General features: G+C 56.7%; 15 protein-coding genes. 8 read left to right on the top strand and 7 right to left on the bottom strand.

Annotated elements, in window-relative coordinates:
- The 5 genes from Q1A59_RS18180 to Q1A59_RS12235 form a co-directional block, all read right to left on the bottom strand.
- Nucleotides 1–83 (bottom strand): hypothetical protein (locus Q1A59_RS18180; protein ID WP_367280901.1); only part of this gene is annotated, 83 nt, incomplete at its 3' end.
- 62 nt (nt 84–145) lie between these two features.
- A complete protein-coding gene (locus Q1A59_RS12250) occupies nt 146–1198 on the bottom strand; it encodes a CoA ester lyase (RefSeq protein WP_298483312.1) in 1053 nt (350 codons plus the stop codon).
- A 198-nt stretch (nt 1199–1396) separates the two neighbouring features.
- Nucleotides 1397–2626 (bottom strand): 2-methylfumaryl-CoA isomerase, encoded by a 1230-nt coding sequence (locus tag Q1A59_RS12245; RefSeq protein WP_366917426.1) that lies wholly within the window; start codon nt 2624–2626, stop codon nt 1397–1399.
- Between the two features lie 89 nt (nt 2627–2715).
- On the bottom strand, nt 2716–3933 hold the full coding sequence (locus tag Q1A59_RS12240; protein ID WP_298483314.1) for a CaiB/BaiF CoA-transferase family protein: 1218 nt from the start codon (nt 3931–3933) through the stop codon (nt 2716–2718).
- A 57-nt stretch (nt 3934–3990) separates the two neighbouring features.
- Nucleotides 3991–5358 carry a CaiB/BaiF CoA-transferase family protein gene (locus Q1A59_RS12235; RefSeq protein WP_298483315.1) on the bottom strand — a complete coding sequence of 456 codons (1368 nt, stop codon included), beginning with the start codon at nt 5356–5358 and terminating at the stop codon, nt 3991–3993.
- 590 nt (nt 5359–5948) lie between these two features.
- Here Q1A59_RS12235 and Q1A59_RS12230 point away from each other — a divergent pair.
- From Q1A59_RS12230 to Q1A59_RS12215, 4 genes are all read left to right on the top strand, one after another.
- Nucleotides 5949–6791, top strand: a complete 843-nt coding sequence (locus Q1A59_RS12230; protein WP_298483316.1) for an acyl-CoA dehydrogenase — start codon at nt 5949–5951, stop codon at nt 6789–6791.
- Nucleotides 6792–7260: 469 nt separating this feature from the next.
- Complete coding sequence (locus tag Q1A59_RS12225) at nt 7261–8784, top strand: (Fe-S)-binding protein (RefSeq protein WP_298483317.1); 1524 nt, start codon at nt 7261–7263, stop codon at nt 8782–8784.
- A gap of 291 nt (nt 8785–9075) precedes the next feature.
- On the top strand, nt 9076–9798 hold the full coding sequence (locus Q1A59_RS12220; protein ID WP_299645067.1) for a hypothetical protein: 723 nt from the start codon (nt 9076–9078) through the stop codon (nt 9796–9798).
- On the top strand, nt 9750–9902 hold the full coding sequence (locus Q1A59_RS12215) for a hypothetical protein (protein WP_299645066.1): 153 nt from the start codon (nt 9750–9752) through the stop codon (nt 9900–9902). The genes Q1A59_RS12220 and Q1A59_RS12215 overlap by 49 nt, the downstream gene beginning before the upstream one ends.
- Before the next feature lie 13 nt (nt 9903–9915).
- Here Q1A59_RS12215 and fdhD read toward each other — a convergent pair whose 3' ends face one another.
- Nucleotides 9916–10770: a formate dehydrogenase accessory sulfurtransferase FdhD gene (gene fdhD, locus Q1A59_RS12210; protein WP_299645065.1), complete on the bottom strand. Its 855-nt coding sequence runs from the start codon at nt 10768–10770 to the stop codon at nt 9916–9918.
- Between the two features lie 78 nt (nt 10771–10848).
- Entirely contained in the window at nt 10849–13074 is a 2226-nt protein-coding gene (locus Q1A59_RS12205; RefSeq protein ID WP_298483320.1) for an FdhF/YdeP family oxidoreductase, read from the bottom strand.
- A gap of 495 nt (nt 13075–13569) precedes the next feature.
- On the opposite strand from Q1A59_RS12205, the gene Q1A59_RS12200 reads away from it, so the two are divergent.
- From Q1A59_RS12200 to Q1A59_RS12190, 4 genes are all read left to right on the top strand, one after another.
- On the top strand, nt 13570–13827 hold the full coding sequence (locus Q1A59_RS12200) for a hypothetical protein (protein WP_299645064.1): 258 nt from the start codon (nt 13570–13572) through the stop codon (nt 13825–13827).
- A 309-nt stretch (nt 13828–14136) separates the two neighbouring features.
- A complete protein-coding gene (locus Q1A59_RS18175; protein ID WP_366917428.1) occupies nt 14137–14424 on the top strand; it encodes a DNA-binding protein in 288 nt (95 codons plus the stop codon).
- 54 nt (nt 14425–14478) lie between these two features.
- Nucleotides 14479–15183: a PIG-L deacetylase family protein gene (locus Q1A59_RS12195; RefSeq protein ID WP_299645063.1), complete on the top strand. Its 705-nt coding sequence runs from the start codon at nt 14479–14481 to the stop codon at nt 15181–15183.
- Nucleotides 15184–15504: 321 nt separating this feature from the next.
- Nucleotides 15505–16944: an aspartate aminotransferase family protein gene (locus Q1A59_RS12190; RefSeq protein WP_299645062.1), complete on the top strand. Its 1440-nt coding sequence runs from the start codon at nt 15505–15507 to the stop codon at nt 16942–16944.
- Nucleotides 16945–16996 lie beyond the last annotated feature (52 nt).

The following is a 16996-nucleotide window of genomic DNA, read 5'->3' as shown; positions in this document are numbered from 1 at the left end:
ACGGTGCGCGGCGTGGCATGCACGATCTCTTGACCCAGCCGAAAATCCTCGAAGAAATTGCCGGGATTGGTTTTGTTGCTCATTCGCTGCTCCTTATAGTCGCACAGACGCACAGGCCGGCGCCCATTGCATCTGTGCGGCTCGATCACTGATCGAATCCATACGCTTTCGCTAAGTCAGGGTCTTTTTTGGCAATCATACGGGCAAGGTCAACGATCACCTTGGCTTGCTTCCACGTTGCATCATCTTGCATCTTGCCGTCGATCATTGCCACACCAGAACCATCAGGCATCGCGTCGAGGATTCGCTTGGCGAAGAGCACTTCATTCACATCAGGACTAAAGACGCGCTTGGCAATGGGGATTTGGTTCGGTGCCAGCGACCACGCACCGGTGCAGCCGAGTAAGAAGGCGTTGCGGAACTGAGCTTCGCATGCGGCTTCGTCTTTGAGATCGCCGAAGGGGCCATAAAAAGCGCGCAACCCGTATGAGACGGCCACATCAACCATGCGGGCAATCGTGTAGTGCCAGAGGTCTTGCTGGAAGAAAGCACGCTCAGTGGTACCCTCTTGCGGATCGGCCAGCACGCCGTAGAACGGATGCCCACCACCGACACGTGTCGTCTTCATGCCGCGTGAAGCCGCAAGATCGGCAGGGCCAAGGCTAAAGCCATGCATCCGCGGGCTGGCCCCGGCGATGGCTTCGAGATTGACCATACCCTGTGCTGTCTCAAGCAAGGCATGAATCAAGATCGGCTTTTGAATCTGATGTTTGGCCTCAAGCAACGCCAGATACTGATCAACGAAATGAATATCCCACGGCCCTTCGACCTTAGGGATCATAATCACGTCGAGTTTATTTCCGACGTGGGCAACAATCTCAGCAATATCGTCGAGCACCCATGGGCTATTGAGCGCATTAACTCGCACCCAGAGCGCGGTATCGCCAAAGTCGGTATTGCGGGCTACCTCGATAAAACCGGCTCGCGCCGCTTCTTTGGCGTCGACTGGAATAGCGTCTTCGAGATTGCCACACAGCACATCGACCTGCTTGGCGACTTCGGGAATACGAGCGCGAATCTTTTCGATGTGAGGCGGGAAGAAATGAACCACCCGTTCGGGCCGTACCGGCAATTCGCGCATCGGCTGGGGCGCGCCGATGGCGAGTGGCTGGTAGAAATTGCGTGCTAGCTTGTGCATCATATCCTCCTTGCAATACATCAGACGCAACGGTAGCGCACGACGCGAAAGGTTGGAACGCAAAAGCACGCAGACGCAGGGATATGTTGGCCAATGGCCTCTAAAGTAGCGTTCGTCTGCAAGCGCGCTCGCGCTTCACCGCCTACTTTCAGCCTCTTGCCTGCGCAACCTTGCGACGCTGGGACAACCTACGTTGCATTACTCCAAGACCTCAGGTCCGGCAACGATACCTTCATCGTGCAGGCGGCCTACCTCACCCTCACTCAGTCCGAGCACTTCGAGCAAAATCTCGTCGGTATGCTCACCGAGACGAGGTGCAGGCTGCACCGGTACACGTGGTACTTGACTAAAATCAAGGGGAGAACCCGCCATCAGGTACGACCCGATACCGGGCTGTTCCACCATCGCAAACATTGGGTTATCGGTTGAGCAATCGGGATCGTGGGAAATCGCTTCGCGCACCGTGCGGTACGGCCCCCATGTTACACGGTGTTGCTCGAAAATGCGTTGCACCTCGGCGAAGGTGCGAGCGTGGAACCAAGGCTCAAGCAAAGCTGCGATTTCACGGCGAGCGCGGAACCGGTCGCCCTCGTCATCCATATTCAGACCGAGACGCTGGCCGAGCGCGGTGAAGGCATCGGCTAAGCCGGTCGCTTTCCCAAGCGCCTTCCATTGTAAATCGGTTAGGCCGACTACCATCACCCGCTTACCGTCGAGCGTCTCGAAATCACGGCCAAACGCGCCATAGAGATAATTGCCCTGCTTTGGCCGGTCGGTATCGTTAATCATCACCTCGGCAATCATACCGAGATGGCCGATCATCGCCAATCCCACGTCTTTCAAGGCGAGCTTCACCAATTGCCCCTCGCCGGTCAGCCGCCGGTGCCGCTCAGCGGCAAGCAGCCCGAGCGCGATCATCTGACCGGTGATCAGGTCCCATGCCGGTAACACGTGGTTAACGACTTCAGGCGAGCTGAAGGGGCCGGTCATGAAGGGTAAGCCGAGTTGCGGATTGACCGTGTAGTCAACCTCTGAGCCGCCGTCACGCCGCCCCATCAGATTGACCATGACGAGATCGGCGCGATGGCGTTTCAACGCCTCGTAACTGAGCCAGCCACGAGCTGGAAAGTTCGTAATAAACAGACCGGCGTTATCACCCGGCGCACAGATCAGTTGAGTAAGCAGCTCTTGACCACGAGGATGGCGAATATCAACAGCGATTGAGCGTTTACCCTTATTCAAGCCCGACCAAAATAGGCTATGCTTTCCATCGAGCGTCACCGGCCAGCGTTTATAGTCGAGACCACCGCCAATCGGGTCAAAGCGGATGACTTCGGCACCCAACTGAGCCAAGGTCATCCCGCCAAGCGGCGCCGCAACGAAGGCCGATCCCTCGACCACGCGCATGCCATGGAGAATGCCAGTCATTGCGATTGCCTCTTCATCATCACCCGCAAAGGCGCGAAGCCGTAGCAATGCATCTTGTCTTTGCACCCCTTCACGCCTTTGCGTCTCCGCTAAATCACTCGCTTCGCACGCAATTCACCAATTTGCTCATCATTCATTCCTAGCCACTCGCGCAACACCTCATCGGTATGCTCGCCGAGTTTCGGACCAAGCGAGCGGATCTTACCGGGAGTTTCCGACAGTTTCGGCACAATGTTCGGCATAATCAACGTCTCGCCGATACTCGGCTCATCGATTGCAACAAGGTTACGGCGCGCATGCACATGACGGTCGCCAAAGAAATCGGCAATATCATTGAGCGGCGCCGCAGGAGTAGCGGTCGCGTAGCAGCGTTCGAGCACCTCGGCCCGGGTCAGCGAGCTGCACCAGTCGCGCACAATCTCATTGACATCGCTGGCATGGGCCAATCGCACCTTCTGATCACCATAGACACTCGACGAAGCCAATTCAGGACGACCCATCGCATTCGCAAGGCGGGCAAAGAGCTTGTCAGTCGCACATGAGATTGCGACCCACTTGCCGTCTTTGGTCTGAAAGTGGCCGTGGGGACAGGCAAACTCGTTGTGGTGCGAACCGTGGCGCTCACGGACTTTACCGTACATCCCGTAGGCCGGCACCAACTCATCGCTACAGCGGAACACCGACTCGTAAAGGGCAGCATCAATATACTGACCACACCCGGTCTCATCGCGATAGCGCAACGCCATGAGGACACCAATACAGCCGTACAAACCGGTCATATAATCGGCCAACGTTGTTGAACCCGGCGTCACCGGTGTGCCCCTTGGCATACCAGCGAGGTAGGCGATCCCACCGACGGCGTGTGCGATACGAGCAAAACCGGGCCGATCACGATAGGGGCCAGTCTGACCATAACCGGTCACCCGCAACATGATCAGTCGCGGGTTAATCTTGCGCAGAACATCCCAACCTAACCCCCACTTTTCTAAGGTACCGGTGCGGAAATTCTCGCACAACACATCGGTTTGGGCAACCAGCTCTTTAAAGAGACGAGCACCTTCAGGATGCTGCAAATTAATAGTTACCGACCGTTTATTCCGCGACTCGCTCAGCCATGTGAGAGTATCGCCGCGCGAGGTCGGCGTGCCAAATCGGCGCAGCGCGTCACCACCAATCGGATGTTCTACCTTTAGCACATCGGCGCCAAACTCACCCAACAGTGTCGCACAGAAGGGCGCAGCAATGACGGTTGCAGCATCAATGACCCGAATGCCGGCGAGTGGCAACGTCGCATCAGTTTCAGCCATCGTATCTACCTCGTGGTAATGAAATGATACTCAAACACGCTGGTTCCTATCTTTGGCTCAAATAATCTTGCGGCTCCGCAATTGCTTTATCTCTTCAGCAGAGATATCGAGGAGTTCGCGTAACACCTCGTAGGTAGCGTTGCCCAACGGCGGGCCAAGGTTGGTAATCCGACCGGGCGTTTCAGAAAGCACGGGTATGACATTCGGCACCACTACCTCACCAACCCCCTCAGCCTCAACTCGAGCCAGATTGCCACGTGCCCGGAAATGTTCATCGTTGAACATATCGGCGATGCTGTTCAACGGGCCGACCGGTACCTCTTTTTCCAGACAACGGCGCATCACTTCATCACGGGTAAGTGAACCAACCCAGTCGATAGTAATTTGGTTCACTACATCGCGCGCCGCCAATCGCTTCCGTTGATCACCGTACAACTCTGGGGAAGCAAGTTCTGGCCGTTCCATTGCTTCGGCTAGCCGCTCGAACATTTTGTCGGTTGTGCAAGCAATCGCCACCCACTTGCCATCTTTGGTGCGAAAATGGCCGTGGGGAACGGCAATAAAACTGCCAGCTCCTTCACGCTCACGAATCTTGCCAAACAAGCCGTAAGCGGGCGCAATTTCGTCGAGAATGCGAAAGACCGCTTCGTAAATACCAACATCTATCAATTGACCACGACCAGTCTTTGCACGATGGCGAAGTGCAATCAAGATACCGATCGCGCCGAACAGACTCGCAATGTAATCACCGAGCGGCGCCGTTCCCGGCAATACCGGCGTTTCACCGGGGAAACCTGCCAGATACGAAAGACCGCTAAAAGCGTGGGCAATGTGGGCAAAGCCAGAACGACGACGATAGGGGCCGGTTTGACCATAACCCGATACCCGCAGCATAATCAGGCCGGGATTGGTTGCTTGCAACGTTGGCCATGACAACCCCCACTCTTCCATTGTGCCGGGGCGAAAGTTCTCAATCAAGATATCCGACTTCGCCACCAGTTTGAGAAACAGATTGACACCTTCGGGCTGACGCAAATCGATTGTCACTGATTTCCGATTGCGCGCCTCACTTAACCAAGCGAGCGAAGCATCGTGGCGCGTCGTTGGTGTACCGAAGCGCCGCATCGGATCGCCACCAATGGGGTGTTCGACTTTCAGCACCTCAGCGCCAAATTCTCCCAAGATCGAAGCAGCATACGGGCCGGCAAGAAAGTTGCCAACATCAATCACCCGGATACCGCTGAGGGGCAAACGATCATGGTCGTTGGTACGCTCTGTAACAGGATTGGGAACCTCGGGATTAGCAACTTGCTCAACGTCTGGAACAGCCGGTTGGTTCGATACTGATGCCTCTTCAGTTGCCGATCCCTCAGGTGCATCAGTGGTCTGATGAGTGGGCTTTGCTGAGCGGACACCCTTTGCCATCATTCATGCTCCTCTTCGCCATACTTTCGTACAGATGAACAACAACATGCAACGCTTCTCTACACTGAGAGCGACGAGGTGAAGCTGCAAGCAACCGTTGTTCTTTGCCCGCAGAAATCACACTGAGTCTGGCCCTACACACTGGGCACTACTTGATCGTGATTTCTGAGCAGAAAAGAACGTTGCTGAGGTCGTAGAATCCGCCGTGAAGAGTCCATAACCTCGACAAAAGCTGTAGCTCCGATACCGGATTGAATTCTGAAGTCCATAACGTAGGCAATAACTAAGCCCTGCCACATGCCCGTCATGCCACCATGGCTACAGAACATCGTATGTGATTGGTCTCACTACGTAGGTAATTGGTGCAATTGTACCATATCACAAGGGATACGATTACGCAATTGCTAGATTCCAACTTTTAACTCTGAGTTGATATAAGGAAACACTTAGAGCAGGATGATGCCGTAAGGTTATGGAAACCCAGCGCAATCTTGAGGGTCGGCTGATTGTGACGCATCTTGTTCATAGTACAATGAAGGTATTCCCGCATCAAGTAACAGCGCACACCAGCAAAAGGAGGCGGTTCTGCTATGAGCAGCGAAGATTGGACGGCGTGGATCGGACGAACTGAGGTAGTTGAGGATGATATTTGTCTTGCGCAGGCGCTGGCTGCGGCAGCAACCTTAGAGCCGCTCTCATCACCAACCGCCGGCACGGCACTGCCACCGCTCTGGCATTGGTTCTACTTTTTACCGCGCGCACCTCAATCAAAACTTGGCAGTGATGGTCACCCGCAGCGTGGCGGCTTTATTCCGCCCATTCCCTATCCGCGACGCATGTTTGCCGGCGCGCGTATCCGCTTTCACCAGCCGTTGCTGATCGGGCAGCCGGCCCGCCGTGAGGGGATTATCCGCAATATCAGCCAAAAAACCGGGCGCACCGGGCCGCTAGCCTTTGTTACGGTCGGTTATCAGATCTTCCAAAATGAGATGCTTTGTATCGAAGAAGAGCAAGATATTGTCTACCGCGAACCGGGTGCGCCGGTGCCGGCGCCGGTACCGGTTGAGCTGCCGCCAGTGACTGATGCAATCACTCGTACCGTCACCCCCGACACCCGGCTGTTGTTCCGCTTCTCGGCCTTGACCTTCAACGCGCACCGCATCCACTACGACCGGCCCTACGCCCAACAGGAAGAGGGCTACCCCGGCTTGGTTGTGCATGGCCCGCTGGTCGCGGTGTTGTTGATGGAACTGGCCCGTCACAACACAACCCGCCCAATCACTGGCTTTAGCTTCCGCAGCCAAGCGCCGATCTTCGATCTCGCCCCCTTCCGGTTGATTGCCCGCTTCGGCGAAGATCGCGTTGAGCTGGAAGCGCAGGGGCCTGATGGGGCAACGGCGTTGAGCGCCACAGCAGCCTTAGGGAACAACTAACCCTCGTAAAGCCGCACGGCGGTGCGGCGCTCACGATCGCGCGGCTCCCACGGCAGCTCTAAAAGCTGGAAACTAATGAAACAAACGAATGGTAGCTACCATTCGTTTGTTTTTTGCTGATTCGCTCTTTAATCCTTCAATAAATTGTGAACATACTCACACATTTTCTGCAACAAAAAGTACAATGTATATCAAACAGATCATACTACAATTCTCTGTGGTAATATCTTCACTCACTTTTTGTTCTTGATTTGCTATATGTGAGCTACGAGTTCTTCCCGCTTGAGACACAAATAAACCGATCGGTTCTGCGCTCGAGGGAGTGAGCATCCAGTTGCTGTAACCCGCATCTTCGAACAGCGTGCGTAGCATACGCTGCGCAGATGCGCAGTACCAACGTTGTGTTACGCGCGGGGGAATTACTGGTCGTCGTTCATAACGCAACCAATGCTAGAAAGGAGCCCAGCCCGTGGAAGCAGAAATGCAACTGTTCGTGGACTCGTTGCGCAAGAACATCACCGCCGAAGATGTGGTCAACTTTGAAGCGTGCATGGACTGCAAGATGTGCGGCGAGGCATGCGCGTGGTACCTCGTCACCGGCGAAGAGAAGCTGCATCCCACCCACAAGACCGGCTTCATCCGTCAGATTTATCAGCGGTATTTGACGATCGAAGGCCGGATTGGCGGTGCACTGGGGCTGGTGCCGACGCCGACGGTGGAAGACCTGAAAGAGAATATGCAGTACTTCTGGGCCTGTACCGCCTGCGGTCGTTGTACGCTGGCCTGCCCGTCGGGTATCAGCATTCGCCGTATGGTGCGGCTGGCCCGCGCCGCCTATTCTGATTCGGGCTTGAGCAACGCTAATCCGACCATCCGCTCGATCGTCGAAAACACCGATCGCTACCGCCACAGCTTTGGCCTCACCGCTGCACAGGTGCTCGGTCGAGTTGGCCTTTTCTTGCGCAGTGAGGGCCTTGAAGTTCCGGTTAATGTGCATGGCGCCGAGATGCTCTTTGTCTGCCCAGCAGCCGGCAATACGAAAATTCCCGATTATGGCATCAAATTGATTAAAATCCTTAACGCTGCCGGTGTAAGTTATACGATTTCGCCCTATGTGATTGACACCGGTACTGAAATCGATCATATTGCCGTTCATCACAACCTGTCGAAGCAAATGTTGCTGGATTGGGAAAATGAAGCCGATCGCTTGAGCGTGAAGGCGATCTTGCTGGTGGAGTGCGGATGCGATACGCGTACATTGTACGCCGAAGCGACTGAGACGCTGGGCCGCTCGTTCCGCTATCCGATCATCAGTGTCGATTCGTTGATGCTCGACCTGATCCGGCAGGGCCGCTTGCCGATCGAGAAGACCGATCTGAAGGTGACGCTACACGATCCCTGCTACGCCACGCGCTTGTCGGGGCTGGGTGATCTCTTCCGCGAGCTGCTGACCCTTGTAACCGATAACTTCATCGAGATGACTCCCAATCGCGAGCACAACTATTGCTGCAACGGCGGCGCCGGCGGTATGCGTCTGCCAGAAAACACCAACCTGCGACGCAAGATTTCGGTGCTGAAAGCGAACCAGATCCGCGCCACCGGTGCAGATTATGTCACCTCGCCATGCGTGGTCTGCACATTGTCGTTGGAAGACACCTGCCAGACCTACAACCTCTCCCCCACCGGCGAACGCATGGCGCTGGTGCTATTTGAAGTGGTCTACGCGGCAATGGAGCCGGCGTTAGCCAAGCGGGGCGAACTTGATCGGATGCGGGTACCCGCCGAGCTGCGTAACCGTGACCGCGAGTTCTTTATCGAACATAGCATTGAAGGCCAGATGGCGACGCTGATGCAGCAGCCCGACTTCCCGGCTTTGCTCGATTGGTTGGAGAAGGACGATATCGTCAAGCGGTTTAGTAAAGACCATCCGCAGGTCTACGAGCAGTTACGCGCGCTGCGTGAGATGTCGCTCGATCCAGAGTGCTGTTCGTAAGCAGGCGCCACCGCTAGAGGAGGGGACGCGGAAGGTGCGGTCTTGTCCCCTCCCTTCCCCGCTGGGGGAGGGTGTAAGCAATCCGAGTAGGAGGGTTGAAAGCCATGCACTTCTCCATCTCGCACTAGCAGACAAAGAACAACGGCGGGTCTGTAGTCCGCAGATTAAGACGGTGCCTGTCATTATGACAAACAATGTTGCGCAGGGGCATATACCGAGAAACGACGGTGCGTCTACGTGCCAAGAAAGTGTTTACAAACCAATATCTACCATCCGCTGAGGAGGTGTGTGATGATTGAACTGTTGAATGCAATCGCACCGGTGGCGGTGGCGATCTTTGTGGTTGGAGTTGGGTTGCGGTTGGGACGGTTTGCTACAGCGCTGATCACGAAACGCCATCCGCACGGTGTGTCGCCGACCTTCGTGTCACCGCCGCGCCAGTTAGGTTTTTTCGAGGCATTGAACGCCGTGCTCTTCGGCCCATTCAAGCATTTTTATCGGCGCTCGAATCCGGTGTGGGGTCGAGGTTACCTGCTCTATCACGTGGCGATTATTACTGAAGTGGTTGGCTATAGCATCTCGGCACTGATCGTCTTTGCCAACATCCTTCTCGCTCGGCCGGTGCCCGATGTGGCCGCGCACCTCGAAGTCAGTTACAACTATTCGCCGGCTAATCTCCTTGCCATTATTTTTGGCAATGGCGAAGCGCTACAGGCTCACTTCCTGTTTGGTAGCTTCGCCCCCTACTTCATCGGAATCACATGGGTAGCGGTAGCCTTTGCCGTGGCCGGTAATCTGCACCTGATGATCGCACTGTTCCGTAAATGGAGCGGCGCTGTGGTGGGTGATATCGATCACGCCTCAACAGGCATCCGCACGCCGGGTCGCTTGCCGTGGGATCGAGTCGTGATCCGCACGATCATCTTCTGTATTATTGTATTATCTGGACGGAGCTGCTGGCCCGTTTGCACATTGTGCCCGGTATTGTCTACTTCCATGCCTTGCTCGGTTTAACCCTGTTTGTCTTGTTACCGTTCACGTATCTGTTCCATATGGCCTACAACTTCCTCGCCATCTTTTACGCAGTGCGGCGGCGGATGGCGCGCACGATTGCGTGAACGTATAGCTTCGTTACGTCGGGGCAACGACCCGTTCGGCGCCGGCGTAGATATTGCACGATGCGCCGCGCAGGAAGCCGATTAGGGTTAGGTTGAAGTGCTGAGCTACTGTGATGGCAAGTTCTGATGGCGCGCCGACGGCAACCACGATTGGGATGCGCGCCATCAGTGCTTTTTGCATGATCTCGAAACTGGCCCGCCCGCTGACCAGCAATACCGATTGGCGCAAGAGATCAAGCTGGCCAGCAAGCAGGTGTGCGCCAATCAGTTTGTCAAGCGCATTGTGGCGCCCAATATCTTCGTATATTGCCAGCAATCGGCCATCCGGCGTAAAGAGCGCAGCAGCGTGTAGACCACCAGTACGGGCAAAGAGGTCTTGCGCCTGCCGGAGCGTTTTGTCGAGGCCGGCCAATGCCGCACCTGAGACGCGCACCGGTGGATCATCGGCCAACGGTGCGCAGCCGCGCAAACGCAACGCTTCTAGCGATGCCTTGCCACATACCCCACACGACGACGAGACGATAAAGATTCGGCGGGCATGGTCAAGATCAAGGGGTACATCGGGGCGGAGCGTGACGATGAGTGTATTAAACTGCGCTTCTTCATCGGCATCAACGCAGTAGCGGATGGTAACGATGTCATAGCGGTTGTTGATCACACCTTCGCTGAAGAGAAAACTGGCAGCTAGCTCGATATCAGCGCCCGGCGTGCGCATGAGGGTGGCAAGCGAGAGGACGCGTGCGCCGCTCGGTACGGCAAGCCGCATCTCGAGCGGCTCTTCGACAACGACCGCATCTTTCTCGTGTTGCCAGCGTCCGTCACGGATTTTGACTACGGTACGCCGACGAATGGTTGCACGGGTAATCATTCGGATGCGCCTTTGTTGATTGATGATTGACGTAGTGGTAGGAGCAGCAAGGGTAAAACCTACCCCTTCCCCCACTATCTATGCCGATGGTGATTGCCGGTGAATGCTCACCACTGCCTTGTACGCTGGCACTCCCGACCCCGGATCGCGCCGGCGAGCGTCGATCAAGACATTACCTTCTGGCCAATGCACCTGAATGTTGCCCGGTTTGAGCGGCGCAAACTTGATCCGGGCCTGCATTTCGCCCACTTCCGACCGCAATACCACCCACTCGCCCTCACGCAGGCCCAACCGCACCGCATCGTCAGGGTTGATCAGCACGTCATCGCGTGCTGCACCGTTCAACGGATCGCGCTCAGCATGCACCAGCGAGTTGAACTGCTTGCCGCGCCGGGTCTTGAGCACAAACATCCCCGGCGGCAATTGGGTTTGCGGCGGCGTCAGCGGGGTAAAGCGCGCCTTGCCGTCAGAAGTGGCAAAGCACCCGTCACGGCACAAGATGCGCCCACCCCATTGCACATGATCGCCAGCCTTGCGCAGACGCTGAATACCGTCGTACTCAGGCACAACCCGGGCAATCTCTTCCCGGATCTGCTGGCCATCGGTAAACCGGATCAGACGCGATCGTTCGGGGTAGGTTCGTTCGGCCACCTGCATGAGAATTTCCCACTCGCTGCGTGCTTCGCCGGGAGGCGGCGTAATGAACGGCGAGAAGATAATCTCGCGCTCGGTAGAGGTTTCAGTACCGCCATCGCGCTGCTCGTAGCGCGTCGCTGCCGGCAGCAGGATCACGGTGTCGGCGGGATCAACTAGCATTTGGCTGGTTAGGACAATATCTTGATGGACGCGCAGCGCCGGACGGCTCAGCGCAGCGCGAATGTACTCAGGATCGGGCATGGTATCGAGGAAATTGCCTCCTACGGCGTAGAACACATCAAGCGCACCATCGTAAGCAGCATCGAGCATCTCGCCGCAACTGAGCCCCTTCCAATCCGGCACGGCAAAGCCCCACTGCCTGCCCAGCCAGCGCGCTTGCGCGGTATTCACCGGTCTCCCGCCGGGGAAAGCCGTCGCCAGACACCCCATCTCGCCACCACCTTGCACGCCGCTATGACCACGGATCGGCATCACCCCGCAGTATTCTCGGCCAATAAAACCACGGGCAAGCGCCAAATTGAGAATTGCTTTGACATTCTCGACCCCATACTCGTGCTGCGTAATACCCATACTCCACACGAACACCGCACTCTTGGCCTGTGCCAATACCTCGGCAAGGGTCAGCATCTCGGCGCGGGTGCTGCCGCTCGCCTGTTCCAATTCCTCCCAAGACTGCCCGGCCAGCGCGATCTGCACATCGGCAAAGCCGCAGGTATGGGCGTCAATAAAGGAACGGTCAATCCAATTTCGCTCGATCAGATGCTTGAGCACGCCGTTGAGAAAAGCGATGTCGCCACCGGTGTGAATCTGGAAGAAGCGGTCGGCGAGGCGGGTGCCGAACAGCGCGCTCTCGAATACACTCGGTACCCAATAGCGTTCGAGACCCGGTTCGCGGTAGGGGTTGATGACGAAAATGCGGGTGCCGTGCTGCTTGGCGTAGTAGAGATACTTGGTCGTCACCGGCTGATTGTTGGGCGCATCGCTGCCGATAAAGAGCAGCACATCGCTGCCAATCCAGTCGCGGTAGCTACAGGTCGAAGCAGCTACACCGAGGACCTGCTTCATTGCGGTCGTGCTCGGTGCGTGGCAGAGACGGGCAGCGTTATCGATGTTATTGGTGCCGAGAAAGCGGGCCACCTTTTGGGCCACATAGTAAGTCTCGTTGGTGATGCCGCGTGAAGTGAGATAAAACGCGATCCGGCGCGGATCAGCAGTGCGCAGGCACGCGGCAATCTCGTTCAGCGCTGCGTCCCACGTCATTCGGCGAAAGCCAGCCTCACCACGCCGGCGGATCATAGGGTAGGGCAAGCGGCCAAGCGCACGCAATTCACGCCCGCTCAGATCGCGCAGCGCCGTAACATCCTCTAGCCGACGCACATCGAGCGGCGGCATCGTATTGAGGCGCAACAGGTTCAGTCGTACCGTACAGAGATGCACACCTTTCATGGTGAAATCGCGCAGACCGGCGGTACCCAACGCGCACCCGTCGCAGACACCCTCGTTTAAAATCCGCCACGCCTTGCCGAGACTGTCGCGATTTTCCCACACGGTGCGCGCCATTTCCCAATAATGGTTTGGCTTGACCTGCCCAAGCCCATTGGGTACGAGACTTACCCACGTCGCCGGATTCCAGCCCCGTCGTTTCATGCTGCCTCCTCGCCGGTTGGTTCGATTGGGGGATGCTTTTTTATTGTACCAGCAAATGTGCAAGGCAGGAGTGATTCATGGTGTATAGGACAAGGATTGGGCCGGATGCACACCAACTGCGCCAACCATACCAATCCGACTCACCTGTGGGTATCCGGTTTCCCCATAGTCATACCCCATCGCGCCCAACACCCTTAGAATCCGATACAATAATGACTCTCCATAACCGTCTTCCATCAAGGCAGGATCACGTGACCGGCGACCCAAACAGCAACACCCATCAATGATCTCGTTCCGGTTGTGGCAGCATTACAACAACCGTTGGGCCACAACCTGATCGGGATGGCCTTGTTCGGCTTACGAGCGTGGGATGATGCCCGGCCCGCAAGCGATTGAGATCTGTTGCTCATCGCGGAACATCTGCCAACATCGTTATAGGAGCGCCACCAATATCTGCTTGCGTGCTTGCCGGCGGCGTGGCGCGGAAGAGCGACCGTGATAGTCAAAACGCCTGCCGAATTCACTCCCTATCTTGCACCGCTGTATCTCGACATCGCGCTCGATGACATTGTGCTCTACGAACGTGACGGTTGGCTCACATTGCGCTTTGCCGCCATCCATACACTCCTCGACCGGCACGGTCTTTACCGGATCCAACGTGGGCGTGATCTGATTTGGGAATGGCGCGAATTCCTCGATTTTGGCTGGGAATTGAACTGGAAGATGATCTTAAGATCGATCAGCAAATACTGACCTAAACTCATGAACACACCCATCACCAATCCCATCCAAGGACGCTGCGCATTGCTGGAAGCGGAATTGGCTTGCTACGTCGAGCTGCTACGCGAGCACTATCACCCCGAACAGATCAACGTTCCCTTGATCACATCCACGAGGTGCTGTTGTTACTACCTCCGCGCCTTGGGGTTAATATTGTGGTCTACACGCCGCACGAATTTGCGACGATGAAAGTATCGAAGCTGATAAGGAAAGGTGCTCTATGAGCGCTCCTGAACAATGGCTAGCTTCTGCGCGCGATGATGTGCGCGTCGCCCGGCTTGCCTGCGTGAAGGCATCTCTAATCAGGTTTGTTTTCATTGCCCGCAGTGCGTTAAAACGTCACTCGAAGCGTTGATCGTGCATCAAGGCCTTGTGCCGTACCGTATTCACAAGTTGTCTGATCTGCCCAGTCAAGTCAATGCTGCGCCACGAGCCGCGATAGCAACGACTCGCTATCCGGGTTTCACCCCTGATGTATCCCAATCGCTGCCCAATCAACGTGATGCCGAGGAAGCACTTGCGATCGCTCAGCACGTCTCGGCATACGTTACAGATCTGGTTGCGGCATAACCCCCCTAGACAAGCCCCCCGATCTTCGTGTAGACTAGAAAAGAGGGAGGTTGTATGCACGTCCAGCCCGAACCAATTTTGGTCATTGCCGCACACGCTGACGACATCGAGTTTGCCGCCGCTGGGACGATTGCCGGCTGGGTGGCGTCTGGACATCCGGTGATCTACTGTATTGTTACCGATGGATCGGCCGGCTCTAACGAGCCGGGGATCGATCTGGTGGCATTGGCGGCGCGCCGGCAGGATGAGCAGCGAGCAGCAGCAACCGTGCTGGGTGTTCATGATGTGCGTTTCCTCGGCTATCGTGACGGCGTGTTACAGCCAACCCTTGAACTGCGGCGCGAGTTGACTCGTCTCATCCGTGAGATTCGCCCCTTCCGCGTGCTCTGCCAAGACCCAACCTTGATCTTTGCCGGCAGCACGTACATCAACCACCCCGATCATCGGGCCGCTGGCGAAGCGGCAATTTACGCTGTCTTCCCTAGCGCTGAAACCCGTCCTATCTTCCCGGAATTGCTCGCCGAAGGCTACGAGCCGCATAAAGTGCGCGAACTCTATCTGATGTTCCCGCCGGCCCCTGATCTTTACCTCGATATCAGCGATCGGATCGAGCAGAAGATCGAGAGCCTGCTCTGCCACCGCTCGCAACTTGGCCCCGAGGTCGCCGAGTGGGTGCGCAAGTGGGATGCCGAGAACGGCGCCAAGATCGGTACGGCTTACGCCGAAGCCTTCCGGGTGATGCGTCTGGTCGATAATTAGCCCCGCGATACGCAAACCACTGTTCACGGGCAGCGTCGAGCTGTTCCCCGCTGGTTTCGTATACGCGCTGGATGAGTGTTTATAGCGCCGGCCCGTCCGGCTAGAAAGGCACTCCATTGGCAGATTGATACCCGTGAGGTGTGCGTGTGTCAGGGCCACGCGCATCTCAGTTGCACCAGTCGGTGCGTCGCCCTGTTCTCGTGTCCGCGCCAGCGTCGGGGCACGTGCCTACGATGTGGTTTCCCTTCTAGCCTGCTGCGGCGTCGCAGTCGCGCAATGCGCGTTGGAGACCACGGTAGCGGACGTAGTTAGTGAGGTTATATGAGTACTTTGACGAACAATCGCTTACAGGCCCTTAGTGACAACGCTTGGCTGCACTTCTTCCAAATGGGCCACTTCTCCAGTACCGACGCGCGACCCACGGTGCTCGTGCGAGGTGAAGGGTCGCGCGTATGGGATCAAGACGGCAATGAGTACATCGATGGACTCTCCGGTCTGTTTACGGTCAATGTCGGTTATGGTCGCCGTGAAATTATCGAGGCGATCAGTGCTCAACTGAGCGAGATAGCATACGTTAGTCCCTTTAGCTTCCCCAGTTTGCCATTAATCGATCTGTCAGCACGGCTGGCGGCCATCAGCCCGACCGGCCCCCGCTCGCGCGTCTTCCTGACGACCGGCGGTTCAGATGCGGTTGAGACAGCGCTGAAACTCGCCAAGGCATATCAGCGCCGACGTGGTTTTGCCGACCGCACCAAGATTATTGCCCGCCGCGTGAGCTACCACGGCACCTCGATGGGGGCGCTCTCGGTTAATGGCGTGACCTCGATCCGCAACGGTTTTGGGCCACTAGTGCCGGGTGCGCGCCACGTGCCGCTTCCCTACCGCTACCGCTGCGACTACTGCGCCCTGCACAGTGCTTGCCATGGCGTCTGTGTTGATGAGGTCGAGCGCTTGATCGAGTTTGAAGGGCCAGAAACTATCGCTGCCATCATCATGGAGCCGGTGCAGAATAGCGGTGGCGCGATTGTCTCGCCCCCCGGCTACCTCCAGCGTATCCGCCAGATTTGCGATCACTATGGGATTGTGATGATTGTCGATGAGGTGATCTGCGGTTTTGGTCGCGTTGGCGACTGGTTCGGTTCGACAGCAATGGGAGTCAACCCCGACATCATCACAACCGCGAAAGCGATGACCAGCGGCTACGCACCGCTCGGCGCAGCGATTGTGCGTGATACGATCGCCGATGTGTTTGTGTCTGACAACGACGCCGACAAGTTCATGCACGGCATTACCTTCGGTGGGCACGCCGCCAGTTGCGCCGCTGCACTCGCCAACCTTGACATTATCGAACGCGAGCATCTGCTTGAGCGGAGCCGCGATATGGGCGCCTACCTGATGCGCGAACTTGAAACGGCAGTCGGTAATCATCCTAACGTCGGTGAGGTGCGCGGGATGGGGATGTTTATGGCGGTCGAGCTGGTGCGTGACCGCGCGACCCGCGAATCGTTGGCCGAAGAGCGGTTGATGGTCTGGCTGAGCGACCAGTTGAAGCAGCGCGGTTTGATCTGTCGCGCCGATGACCGGCTTGAGCCGGTGATCCAACTGGCCCCGCCGCTGATCCTGACCCGCGAAGAGGCTGATCGTTGCGTCAGCATTGTTGCCGAAGCGGTGCATGCATTGGGTCGCAAGCTGGGCAGCACCCCCGCCGTGTTTGCCATTCATCCGCCGGTTGAAGCGAAAACCGCGGTAGCGGCAGATTAAACGGTTCGCAACGGTGAATAGTATGCTACACGCGGCGGCGCCAGACGTACCG

The organism is uncultured Chloroflexus sp. (assembly GCF_937951745.1).
Classification (GTDB): domain Bacteria; phylum Chloroflexota; class Chloroflexia; order Chloroflexales; family Chloroflexaceae; genus Chloroflexus.
The sequence above is the reverse complement of the archived record's forward strand: the minus strand, read 5'-3'. Positions and strand labels throughout refer to the sequence as shown.